This is a genomic window from Mesorhizobium sp. LNJC405B00, from assembly GCF_000502615.1.
In the GTDB taxonomy this organism is placed as follows: Bacteria; Pseudomonadota; Alphaproteobacteria; order Rhizobiales; family Rhizobiaceae; genus Mesorhizobium.
The window spans coordinates 119,030-130,053 of record NZ_AYWC01000014.1 but is presented as its reverse complement, the minus strand read 5'-3'; the positions used below and the strand labels follow the sequence as shown (position 1 = coordinate 130,053).

10 protein-coding genes, 1 tRNA gene and 1 pseudogene are annotated in these 11,024 nt (G+C 63.2%); 5 read left to right on the top strand and 7 right to left on the bottom strand.

All coding sequences use genetic code 11. The features are described from left to right. Positions 1-360 precede the first annotated feature (360 nt). Positions 361-437 (bottom strand) — tRNA-Arg (locus X756_RS141975). A 106-nt stretch (positions 438-543) separates the two neighbouring features. After that, complete coding sequence (locus X756_RS141980; RefSeq protein WP_023699100.1) at positions 544-1,707, bottom strand: M20 aminoacylase family protein; 1,164 nt, start codon at positions 1,705-1,707, stop codon at positions 544-546. A 233-nt stretch (positions 1,708-1,940) separates the two neighbouring features. Here X756_RS141980 and X756_RS141985 point away from each other — a divergent pair, with 233 nt between their 5' ends. Beyond that, positions 1,941-3,119 (top strand): D-alanyl-D-alanine carboxypeptidase family protein, encoded by a 1,179-nt coding sequence (locus X756_RS141985; RefSeq protein ID WP_023731090.1) that lies wholly within the window; start codon positions 1,941-1,943, stop codon positions 3,117-3,119. Positions 3,120-3,122: 3 nt separating this feature from the next. Further along, positions 3,123-4,220 (top strand): GTP-binding protein, encoded by a 1,098-nt coding sequence (locus X756_RS141990; protein WP_023731089.1) that lies wholly within the window; start codon positions 3,123-3,125, stop codon positions 4,218-4,220. 12 nt (positions 4,221-4,232) lie between these two features. Here the strand turns inward: X756_RS141990 and X756_RS141995 are convergent, their stop codons facing one another. From X756_RS141995 to X756_RS142010, 5 genes and pseudogenes are all read right to left on the bottom strand, one after another. Further along, the gene (locus X756_RS141995; RefSeq protein WP_027050749.1) at positions 4,233-4,481 is read right to left on the bottom strand and encodes a sulfurtransferase TusA family protein; all 249 of its coding nucleotides are present in this window, start codon (positions 4,479-4,481) and stop codon (positions 4,233-4,235) included. A 60-nt stretch (positions 4,482-4,541) separates the two neighbouring features. After that, positions 4,542-5,837 (bottom strand): murein L,D-transpeptidase family protein, encoded by a 1,296-nt coding sequence (locus tag X756_RS142000; protein WP_023714988.1) that lies wholly within the window; start codon positions 5,835-5,837, stop codon positions 4,542-4,544. A 233-nt stretch (positions 5,838-6,070) separates the two neighbouring features. Beyond that, positions 6,071-7,021: an acetyl-CoA carboxylase carboxyltransferase subunit alpha gene (locus X756_RS142005; protein WP_023685389.1), complete on the bottom strand. Its 951-nt coding sequence runs from the start codon at positions 7,019-7,021 to the stop codon at positions 6,071-6,073. An 88-nt stretch (positions 7,022-7,109) separates the two neighbouring features. After that, a pseudogene (locus X756_RS01000000165920) lies at positions 7,110-8,023 on the bottom strand (site-specific tyrosine recombinase XerD). 21 nt (positions 8,024-8,044) lie between these two features. Continuing rightward, positions 8,045-8,197 carry a hypothetical protein gene (locus X756_RS142010; protein ID WP_023670666.1) on the bottom strand — a complete coding sequence of 51 codons (153 nt, stop codon included), beginning with the start codon at positions 8,195-8,197 and terminating at the stop codon, positions 8,045-8,047. Between the two features lie 172 nt (positions 8,198-8,369). Between X756_RS142010 and X756_RS142015 the strand changes: the two genes are divergently transcribed. The 3 genes from X756_RS142015 to X756_RS142025 are packed head-to-tail and all read left to right on the top strand — an operon-like array spanning position 8,370 to position 11,004. After that, positions 8,370-8,981, top strand: a complete 612-nt coding sequence (locus tag X756_RS142015) for a shikimate kinase (protein ID WP_023670667.1) — start codon at positions 8,370-8,372, stop codon at positions 8,979-8,981. Continuing rightward, positions 8,978-10,111, top strand: coding sequence for a 3-dehydroquinate synthase (gene aroB, locus X756_RS142020; protein WP_023731088.1), 1,134 nt, complete (start codon positions 8,978-8,980; stop codon positions 10,109-10,111). The genes X756_RS142015 and aroB overlap by 4 nt, the downstream gene beginning before the upstream one ends. Continuing rightward, positions 10,108-11,004: an HlyC/CorC family transporter gene (locus X756_RS142025; protein WP_023731087.1), complete on the top strand. Its 897-nt coding sequence runs from the start codon at positions 10,108-10,110 to the stop codon at positions 11,002-11,004. Before aroB ends, X756_RS142025 begins: the two co-directional genes overlap by 4 nt. Positions 11,005-11,024: the final 20 nt, after the last annotated feature.

Sequence of the window (11,024 nt, the reverse complement as noted above, 5' to 3'; positions counted from 1 at the left end):
TTTCGTCATCGCTTTCCCGTATTTCGACCAGTATCCGATAAATTACGCCACGACCGTCACGGTGCCCCTGGTTGCCAGCTAGGATACGGCCGGCTTCGTTGAGTTGGCGGCGCCGAACTCAGACGGTAACGGATCGACTGGGAACCATCGCTCGATCTGGAATTGTACTTGCAAGAGGTCGATTCTCTTCGCGGCTGTAGATGCTTAAAGCTCGCTCCTGAGACCTCAGGGATGGACTTTTTCTATGGAACTAAAGTCAGGCTGCTTGCTTGGTCGCGTCCGTGAAAATCACCGAAAACCAGTCCATCAGTGCTGCAACATGCCGACAGGCTATCTCAGTCACCAAGCCTTTGATCTTGCTGGTGATCCCGACAGGAATCGAACCTGTGACCTACAGATTAGGAATCTGCCGCTCTATCCTACTGAGCTACGGGACCACGCGGCCCGACACATAGCCGCTTCCGATCGTTTCGCCAAGAGGCTCGCCGAAGGCAATGAAGAGGCCGGCCGAAGGCTAATCGGCCGGCCTTTCGTCGGGGCAGGTCAGGCTGCCAGCGCCGTTTCGGCCAGTTTCACCCAGTAGCTCATGCCGTGCGGTATGACTTCGTCGTTGAAGTCGTAGGCCGGATGATGGAGGCCGGCGGTCTCGCCATTGCCGATGAAGATGAAGGCGCCAGGTCGGGCTTCCAGCATGTAGGAGAAGTCTTCGCCGCCCATCACCGGCTGGATGGCGCGGTGGACCTGGGTGTCGCCGGCGACATGTGCCGCGACATCGCCGGCAAAGACCGTTTCTTCCGGATGATTGAAGGTCACGGGATAGTTGGCGTCATAGTCGACAGTGATCGTCGCGCCGAAGGCGGTGGCTATTCCTTCGCAGATGGTGCGGATGCGCTCTTCCGACTTCTTGGCGATCTCTTTCTTCAGTGTGCGCACCGTGCCGGCAATCTCGGCGGTCTCGGGAATGACGTTGTAGGCGTCGCCGGCGTGGAACTTCGTCACCGAAACCACCACCGCCTCGACCGGATCGGTGCTGCGCGAAGCGACCGTCTGAAGGGCGCCGACCAACTGGCTGGTGATGACGATCGGGTCGATCGTGCCGTGCGGCATCGCCGCATGGCCGCCGCGGCCCTTCACGGTGATGGTGAACTCGGCGGTCGCCGCCATGATCGGGCCCGGCCGGATGGCGAACTGGCCCACCGGCAGGCCCGGCATGTTGTGCATGCCAAAGACGCGCGAAATATCGAAACGCTCCATCATGCCGTCCTTGACCATCTCGTTGCCGCCGCCGCCGCCCTCTTCCGCCGGCTGGAAGATGACCGCGACCGAGCCGGCGAAATTGCGCGTTTCGGTCAGATATTTGGCGGCGCCCAAAAGCATCGCCGTATGGCCGTCATGGCCGCAGGCATGCATTTTGCCAGGAATGGTCGAGGCATAGGGCTTGCCGGTGATCTCGTTGATCGGCAGCGCGTCCATGTCGGCGCGCAAGCCGATGGTCGCGCCTTGCCCCTTGCGGCCATGGATGATGCCGACGACGCCGGTCTTGCCGAGGCCCGTCACCACGTCGTCGCAGCCGAATTCCTTCAGCTTCTCGGTGACGAAGGCGGCGGTCTTGAAGACATCGAAATTCAGTTCTGGCGTCTGGTGCAGATGGCGTCGCCAGCCGGCAACTTCATCCTGCATCTCGGCGGCGCGGTTGAGAATCGGCATAATGGTTCCATCTCGCTGTTGGAGCAGACGATCTGGCCTGCTTGATTGCAATTGTGATTGCCATGCTTGTTGCCCTCTTGGCACTTTGCCATCTTGGCGTCACATAGGGTAAATAGCACCCCAGACAATGTGATCCGGAAATTGAGGGCCGGATCAGGTCATGCTGGCCATCGCGTAACGAAATCTTACGGAGCCAGGGGCGACTACGGCAAGAGGCGATTTCGGATTCCATGATGCGGCACAGCCATATCCTCAAATTACTGCTAACGGGCGGCTTGGCGCTACCCATGCTGGCTGGGCCAGCTTTGGCCAATCCGGTGATCCTGTACGACCTCAACAGCGGCAAGGTTCTGCAGCACCAGGACGCATTCAAGCGCTGGTATCCCGCTTCGCTGAGCAAGCTGATGACCGCCTATGTCACCTTCCGGGCGATTGCCGCCGGCGAGGTCCAGCTCGATTCACCGATCAAGGTGACCAAGCATTCGGCGGGCGAACCGCCGAGCAAGATGGGCTTCAAGCCGGGCTCGGTGATGCGGCTCGACAATGCGTTGAAGATGATGCTGGTCAAATCGGCCAACGATATCGCCATGGCCATCGGCGAAAACATAGGCGGCTCGCAGGCCGGATTCGCCGTTCGCATGAATGCGGAGGCGGCGCGGCTCGGCATGACCGGAACGCATTTCGTCAATCCGAACGGACTGTTTTCGCCGGAGCAGTATACGACGGCGCGCGATCTTGCCCTGCTGGTGATGGCGATCCGCAAGGAATTCCCGCAATACGCCCCCTGGTTCTCGATCGAAGGCCTTGCCGTCGGCAAGAAGGCGATCTCCAACTACAATCTCTTGATCGGGCGCTATCCCGGCGCCGACGGCATGAAAACCGGGTTCGTCTGTCCCTCGGGCTTCAACATGATCGGCTCGGCGACACGCAATGGCCGCACGCTGGTCGCGGTCGTGCTCGGCGAAAAATCGGCGATCAGCCGTGCCGAGACCGCCGCCAGGCTGCTCGACCAGGGCTTTGCCACGCCCGACCCGAACTGGCTCACGGTCGCGGCCATGCCTTCCTATGGCGATACAATGTCACCCAACGACATGCATGATGAGATCTGCAGGAAGAAGGCGCCGCACGAGCAGTCCGAGGCGGCTCCGCCGGTGGCCGCGAAGGGTGCCGACGTGCCGAAATCGCCCTATCAGGAAAAGCTCGACCACGTGCCGACGCTGGTTGCCGTGGGCCTCGGCGGCGCCACCGGGCCGGCGCCGAAGGCGATGCTCGACCAGGGCGGCCAGGAATACGCCGATGTGCCGCTGCCGAGCTGGCGGCCAGACATTCCGGCGCCAAAGGGCGCCGAACCGGCCGTGGTGGGCCAGGCAACCGCAGTGCAGGGCGACCAGCTGGTCAAAGCCGCGAACTAGGCGATGGCTGGCTTTCCGATACCCGTCACGGTGGTCACCGGCTTCCTCGGCGCCGGCAAGACGACATTGCTCAACCGGCTGCTCAAAGATCCGGCACTGGTCGACACGGCCGTCATCATCAACGAATTCGGTGAGGTGGCGATCGACCACCTTCTGGTCGAGCAGGCCTCGGACGGCATCATCCAGCTGTCCGACGGGTGTCTATGCTGCACGGTGCGCGGCGAACTGGTCGACACGCTGGCTGACCTCGTCGACCGGCTGCAGACGGGCCGTATCGCCCGCCTTGCCCGCGTCGTCGTCGAAACCACCGGGCTCGCCGATCCGGCGCCGGTGCTGCAGTCGATCATGGCGCATCCCGCCCTTGTGCAGGCCTTCCGACTTGATGGCGTCATCACGCTGGTCGACGCGGTCAACGGCAATGCGACGCTCGACGGCCATGTCGAGGCGGTCAAGCAGGTGGCGGTCGCCGATCGCATCGTGCTGACCAAGGTCGATCTGGCCAGCGATCCCGGCGACGTCGATGCTTTGCGAACGCGACTCCATCAGCTCAATCCAGGCGCCGTGGTGCTGGACGCCGGCGACGGCCGAACCGGCGTCACGGCGCTGTTCGATTGCGGCCTCTACAATCCGGCGACCAAATCCGCCGATGTCCGGCGCTGGCTCGGCGAAGAAGCCGCCCATGAGCACCACCATCATCATGACCACGGCGACCATGAGCACCACCACCGCCACGATTCCCGCGTGCGCTCCTACTCGCTGGTCCATGATGGGCCGGTGCCGTTCTCTGCGATCGAGATGTTCCTCGACCTGCTGCGTTCTGCGCATGGCGACAAGCTTTTGCGGATGAAGGGCGTCATCGAGCTTGCGGAGGACCCGTCGCGGCCGCTTGTCGTCCACGGGGTGCAGAAGATCCTGCATCCGCCGGCGCGGCTGCTGGCCTGGCCGGACGGCCAACGCGGCACCAGGCTGGTGCTGATCACGCTCGATATGCCGGAAGATTATGTGCGCCGGCTGTTTTCCGCCTTCACCAACCGGCCGTCGATCGACACGCCGGATCGCGCGGCGCTGGAGAGCAATCCGCTGGCGATAGCCGGGGGCTGATTGTCAGGCTCGCTATGCGCCGCGTTCGACCAGGAAGCGGTGGCCGCCGCTGACGGCTGATGTTTCAACAAGCTGGTGGCCAGCGTCGGCGCAAAAGGCGGGGATGTCGATGACCGCCAGCGGGTCGGTGGTCTCCAGCCAAAGCCGGCTGCCCGGCTGCATTGCCGCCAGGCGTTTTTTCGCCTTGAGAACGGGCAGGGGGCAGTTCAGGCCCTTGAGGTCATAGATCGCGGTGTGATTTGTTTGTTTGTCTTCATGCATGTCTTTGTCCCAAAACCGCTGCGCACTTTTGGGCGACATGCATCGGCAAGGCGAAAAACCTCAGCCGCCGAACATGCCTAGCAGCTTGTTCTTGATCTTCGACATCCGGCTTTCGTCCGCCGGCGGTTCTGCAGGCGCCGCCTCGACGCTCGCAGTGGCGACCGGCTGCTGGGGGGCCTGCTTGGCTGCTTCCTTTTCGGCCAGCGCTTGGGCCTTTGCCGCTTGCTTTTCAGCCAGTGCCTGGGCCTTGGCGGCTTTCGCAGCCTCGATGGCAGCAACCCGCTGTTCCTCGGCCTTGCGCTTGGCTTCCTTCTCTGCGTCCAGCGCCGCCATCTTGCGGCCGGCGGGCGAATCGATGCGGCCCATGCGCGCCGTCTCGGTCAGCGTGCCGTCGGAATTCAGCGACGGCGGTTCGATCGGCACGCGCTCGCCCCGGGCGCGGCGCTTCGACCATTCGGAAACGATGGCGGCTTCCTTGATGCCGGCAATGGTCGGCTTGGGCGCCGGCACGCTGGCTTTGACCGCGCCGGTGAAGGCCGCGTCATAGCTGCTTTGATAGGCGTTGAGTGCGCTCTTCAGCGAATCCGGCTGCGTGGTCGCCGGGCAGGCGCCGGTCGGATCGAATGTCGTGCCCTCGGGCGCCACCTGGTTGAAGACATAGCGCTTGTCGCAGACATCGACTTTCGGCGGCACCTTGGTGATCTCGAAATTGTCGTAACCGACCTTCAGCATCTTCCAGAACTCATAGTTCGGGTCGTTGCGGTAGCGCGCCATGTTGGCGGCGGTCATGCGGAACGGGAAGGCCTGGATCTGGAACTCGGTCTGGCCGCCCTGGAAGGCATCGCGACCAAAAGCGTAGATCTGCTCGATCTGCGGGTCGGTCATCGAATAACAGCCCGACGACGAGCAGGCGCCATGCACCATCAGATTGGCGCCGGTGCGGCCATTGGCACGGTCATAGGCGTTGGGATAGCCGATGTTGAAGGACAGGTGATAGTTCGAGCGCGGATTCATCTGCGACGGGCGGACCGTATAGAAACCTTCCGGCGCCTGGCGGTCGCCCTCGGTGTATTTCGGGCCGAGCTTGCCCGACCATTTGCAGATGTCGTAGCTGGCGACCATCTCGTAGCGGCCGGTGGTCTTGGCCTTCCAGATTTCGAGCTTGCCTTCTTCCTTGAAGATGCGGGCCATCACCGACGAGGTGCGGATCATGCCCTTGGCCTTCATGTCGGCCAGGATCTTGTCCGGCAGCGGCTTGCTGGCTTCCGGCGCAAAATTCTTCATTGAGGAATCGTTGCAGCCGGCAACGCCAAGCGCGGCGATCAGAAGTCCAGTGCGGGCAAGCTTGGTAAACATGGATACGGCTATGTCTTTTTCTCGCGGCACGGCCGGATAGCGCCCGGGCCTGCATGCTGAACACTGACGGACCCTAAGCCCGTTAACCTTGAAAATTCCTTACCGCAAGCGTCGGACGGCGCCCCCCACGCAATTCGCCCGGTGTCACGGATTTTTTATTGAGCCGAATGCGGCGGCATTTTTGTGGCGAAATTGCTCCTTGACGCCACATTGCGGTGCGCTGCCGGCCAAAATCAGAGGCTGCGGCCCATCGCCAGATATTTTTCGCGGCGCTGTTCGCGAAAATCGGTGTTGGCGCCGGCAAAATCCTTCATCGTCTTGGCGATGAGGTCGCCGGTGGCGGCGATGACCGTTTCGGGCGCGCGCTGGGCGCCGCCGAGCGGCTCGGCAATGATGGCGTCGATGATCTTCATTTCCAGAAGGTCCTGGGCGGTGATCTTCATGTTGGTCGCCGCATCTTTCGAGCGCGTGGTGTCACGCCACAGGATCGAGGCAGCGCCTTCCGGCGAGATCACCGAATAGATGGCGTGTTCCAGCATGTAGACGCGGTTGGCGGTGGCGATCGCAATGGCGCCGCCCGAACCGCCTTCGCCGATGACAACCGAAATCGATGGCACTTTGAGGCCGAGGCAGGCCGAGGTTGAGCGGGCGATGGCTTCAGCCTGGCCGCGTTCCTCGGCGCCAACGCCGGGGTAGGCGCCGGCGGTGTCAACCAGCGTCAGAAGTGGGATCTGGAAACGGTCGGCAAGTTCCATCAGCCGCACGGCCTTGCGGTAGCCTTCAGGGCGCACCGAGCCGAAATTGTGCTTGAGCCGGCTCGCCGTGTCGGAGCCCTTTTCCTGGCCGATGACGGCCACCGGTTCGCCGCGGAAGCGGGCGAAGCCGCCGATGATCGCCTGGTCCTCGCCGAAATTGCGGTCGCCGGCGAGCGGCGTGAAATCGCTGAACAGACCCTTGATGTAGTCGAGGCAATGCGGCCTGTCGGTGTGGCGCGCGACCTGCACCTTCTGCCACGGCGTCAGCGCCTTGTAGATGTCGCGCAGCGCGTCGCGCACGCGCTTCTCGAGCCGGCTGATTTCGTCGCCGACGTCGACCGCCTCGCCATTCTCGGCAAGCTTCTTCAGCTCGAGGATCTTGAGTTCAAGGTCCTGCACCGGCTTTTCGAAATCGAGGTAATTGTACATTCTTGAGCGGACCGATGCGTCGGAAGGCAAACATCGCGCAGATGTAGGCTCCGCGCGGGCACGTTGCCCTCACATAGCGATATGAGGCCTAGTCGGCAAGCGGATGATGATCGTTGACCAGCCGCACCAACCGCTCTTCCAGCACATGCGTGTAAATCNCTGCGTGGTCGAGATATCGGCGTGGCCGAGCAGCTGCTGCACCGCCCTGAGATCAGCGCCGTTCTGCAGGAGATGGCTGGCAAAAGCATGGCGCAGCACATGCGGCGAAATTTTGGCCGCCGATATGCCGGCCCGCGCGGCAAGGCCTTTGAGGTCGCGGGCAAAGACCTGCCGGGAGAGAAAGCCGCTGTCGCCGGCGGCCGGGAACAGAAACGGGCTGTCGGCGAAAGCCGGCACCGACGCCCGGGCCGTGAGCCATGCCCGCATCGCCATGCGGGCCTTGGCCGACAGCGGCACCATGCGCTCCTTGTCGCCCTTGCCGCGCACCATGAAGAAGCGGTCGTCGCGCTGGGCGACGGTCACCGGCAGGCCGACAAGTTCGGAGACGCGCAGGCCGGTGGCATAGAGCACCTCGACCAAAGCGTGCAGGCGCAGTGCCGCCACCCGGTCGCCATTGACGCCATCGCCTGTCTCAAGCGCCGCACGGTCGAGCAGCCGACCGGTATCGGCCTCGCTCATCGTCTTGGGCAGCGGCCGGCCCTTTTTCGGACTGTCCAGCGTGCCGGTCGGGTCGTCGCCGCGCAAGCCCTCGGCGTAGAGGAACTTGAAGAACTGGCGGATCGCCGACAGTTTGCGCGCCTGCGACGTCGACGCAAAGCCGCGCGCCGCGATATCGTCGAGATAGGCGCGGATGTCGACTGCGGCGGCAGCGGCAAGCCCGCCGGCAATCTGCTGCGAAGCGTCTTCGAGATCACGGCGGTAGGAAGACAGCGTGTTTGCAGCGGCACCGCGTTCGGCGCTCATCATCTCGAGAAAGGCTTCGATGCGAGCCGCGCTGTTCATGTTCCAGGGGTCAGTTTTGGGTCAGTTTTTCTTGGGGTTCAGCTTTTCCGGTGGAATGCGCACGGTGATTTCGGCTTTTTTCGGCTCGACGAACATCGCCAACGCCACCATCGTACCATAGGCAATGCCGGCAAGAATCATCATCGTCACGACAAAGCGGAACAGTGTCGGCATCAATCTTCGCCCGTCTTCTTACTCTGCGATTCCAAGCCCTGTGTCCTTATGGGACGCTAATTCCGTCAATTCAAGGACGAAGGGCTCTGCGTGCGAAAGGCGCTATGCTTGACGCAAACGGGCTTTTGATGTCGATACGCCGGCAAAGACGGCTTAGAAACAGCATGGTCTCATGAACGCGTTACCAGCAAATCCTCCCGGCGATAGCCATGCCGCGCTGCTCGACAGGCTGGGCAGCCGCTCGATCGTCTTTGTCGGCCTGATGGGCGCCGGCAAGACGGCGATCGGCCGCAAGGTGGCGACGATGCTGTCGCTGCCCTTCGTCGACAGCGACCAGGAGATCGAAACCGTGTCGCGCATGACGGTGCCGGAACTGTTCGAACGCTATGGCGAGACCGAATTCCGGGCATTGGAGCAGCGCGTCATCCTGCGCGTGCTGGAGAGTGGGCCGCAGGTGCTGTCGACCGGCGGCGGCGCGTTCATGAATGCGCAGACGCGGGAAGCGATCGCCGGGCATGGCGTGTCGGTGTGGCTGAAGGCCGAGATCGACCTGTTGATGGAACGCGTGTCCAAGAAGCAGAACCGGCCGTTGCTCAAAAGCGCCGATCCGCGCGCCGTGCTCGAGCGACTGATGGGCGAGCGCTACCCGGTCTATGCCACGTCCAACATCACCGTGCCGACACGCGACGACCGCAAGGAGGTCATTGCGACGGAGGTTGTCGACGCGCTGTGCGGGCATTTCGGCATTCCGGCTCCGACTGCACCAGGCGAGGTGCGGCTGTGAGCGAACCGGTCACTGTCGAGGTCGGCCTTGGCGAGCGTGCCTATGACATCCTGATCGGCCCTGGCCTTTTGGCGCGCGCCGGCGCCGAGATTTCGCGCCGCCTGCCCGGCACGAGGGCGGCGGTGGTCACGGACGATAATGTCGCGGCGGCACATCTCGACGCGCTGAAGGCCGGTCTGGAAACACGCGGCATCCAGCCTGCCGTCATCACTTTGCCGGCCGGCGAAAAGACCAAGAGCTTTGCCCATCTCGAAGAGGTGGTCGACGGCGTGCTCGCCGCCAAGCTGGAGCGCGGCGATGTCGTCATTGCGCTCGGCGGTGGCGTCATCGGCGACCTCACCGGCTTTGCCGCCGGCATCGTGCGCCGCGGCATGAATTTCGTCCAGATTCCAACCTCGCTGCTGGCGCAGGTCGATTCCTCGGTCGGTGGCAAAACCGGCATCAACAGTCCGCGCGGCAAGAATCTGGTCGGTGTCTTCCACCAGCCGAAACTGGTGCTGGCCGATACCGAAGTGCTCGACACGCTGCCGATCCGCGAATTTCGCGCCGGCTATGCCGAGCTTGCCAAATACGGGTTGATCGACCGACCGGCGTTTTTCGCCTGGCTGGAAGCGAACTGGGAAAAGGTGTTCGCCGGTGGTGCGGAACGGGCGGAGGCGATTGCCGAGGCCTGCCGCGCCAAGGCCGATGTCGTCGCCCGCGACGAGTTCGAAACCGGCGACCGCGCACTGCTCAATCTTGGCCACACGTTCGGCCATGCGCTGGAAGGCGCCACACAGTATGACGGCGCCCGCCTCGTCCATGGCGAAGGCGTCGCCATCGGCATGGCGCTGGCGCACCGCTTTTCCGCAAGGCTCAATCTGGCCAGCCTGGACGACGCGGCGCGGGTCGAGGCGCATCTTCGCGCCGTCGGTCTACCCTGGCGGATGGCCGACATCCCTGGTGAGTTGCCCGATGCCGAGGCGCTGCTTGGCTTCATCACCCAGGACAAGAAAGTGTCGCGCGGCGCGCTGACATTCATCCTGACGCGCGGCGTTGGCCAAGCTTTTATTGCCAAGGATGTACCGGCGTCGGAAGTGCTTTCGTTCCTCAGGGAGAACCACCCGGGCCAGGAAAGCCGGCAGCGATGATCAACGAGCCCGGCTGGACCGTCGTCGCCGTCCTTGCCATCCTCATCCTGCTGGTCCTGGCCGTGCGCACGCGCCTGCTTGCCATGTTCGGCTATGAGTTGTCGCGCATCGAGCCGCAGCGCTCGACCCAGGACGAGTTGCGCGGCGCGGTCGACGATTTCCGCCGCGACGGCCAGATGGTGCGAGAGGACCGCGACCGCGTCGGCGGGCTGTTCGATCTCGCCGAGCTCGAAGTCTCCGACATCATGGTCCACCGCACCAATATGCGCTCGGTCAATGCCGACAATGGGCCGGAAGCGGTGGTACGCGAGATCCTGCAAAGCCCGCACACCCGCATGCCGTTGTGGAAAGGCTCTCTCGACAACATTGTCGGCGTGCTGCACGCCAAGGACCTGCTGCGAGCGCTGAACGAGGTCGGCAACGACTTTTCCCGGATCGACGTGATGAAGATCGCTTCGAAGCCTTGGTTCGTGCCCGACACCACCACGCTGCAGGAACAGCTCAACGCCTTCCTGCGCGCCAAGGCGCATTTCGCCATCGTCGTCGACGAATATGGCGAGGTCGAAGGGCTGGTGACGCTGGAGGACATTATCGAGGAGATCGTTGGCGAGATCGCCGACGAGCACGATGTCGACATTCAGGGCGTCAAGCAGGAGGCGGACGGTTCCGTGGTCGTCGACGGCACCGTGCCGATCCGCGATCTCAACCGGGCGCTCGACTGGAACCTGCCTGACGAGGAAGCGACCACCATTGCCGGCCTGGTCATCCACGAGACGCAGTCGATCCCCGAGGAAAAGCAGGCTTTCACCTTCCACGGCAAGCGCTTCGTGGTGATGAAGCGCGACAAGAACCGGATCGCAAGGATCAGGATCAGGCCGGCGGGCGAAGCCTGAGGTAACGAGCAGGCCCGCAA

Excerpts from the sequence above, each read along its gene's own strand:
- X756_RS141980 (WP_023699100.1), bottom strand. The coding sequence starts at position 1,707 with ATGCCGATTCTCAACCGCGCCGCCGAGATGCAGGATGAAGTTGCCGGC.
- X756_RS141985 (WP_023731090.1), top strand. The coding sequence starts at position 1,941 with ATGCGGCACAGCCATATCCTCAAATTACTGCTAACGGGCGGCTTGGCG.
- X756_RS141990 (WP_023731089.1), top strand. The coding sequence starts at position 3,123 with ATGGCTGGCTTTCCGATACCCGTCACGGTGGTCACCGGCTTCCTCGGC.
- X756_RS141995 (WP_027050749.1), bottom strand. The coding sequence starts at position 4,481 with ATGCATGAAGACAAACAAACAAATCACACCGCGATCTATGACCTCAAG.
- X756_RS142000 (WP_023714988.1), bottom strand. The coding sequence starts at position 5,837 with ATGTTTACCAAGCTTGCCCGCACTGGACTTCTGATCGCCGCGCTTGGC.
- X756_RS142005 (WP_023685389.1), bottom strand. The coding sequence starts at position 7,021 with ATGTACAATTACCTCGATTTCGAAAAGCCGGTGCAGGACCTTGAACTC.
- X756_RS142010 (WP_023670666.1), bottom strand. The coding sequence starts at position 8,197 with ATGCCGACACTGTTCCGCTTTGTCGTGACGATGATGATTCTTGCCGGC.
- X756_RS142015 (WP_023670667.1), top strand. The coding sequence starts at position 8,370 with ATGAACGCGTTACCAGCAAATCCTCCCGGCGATAGCCATGCCGCGCTG.
- X756_RS142025 (WP_023731087.1), top strand. The coding sequence starts at position 10,108 with ATGATCAACGAGCCCGGCTGGACCGTCGTCGCCGTCCTTGCCATCCTC.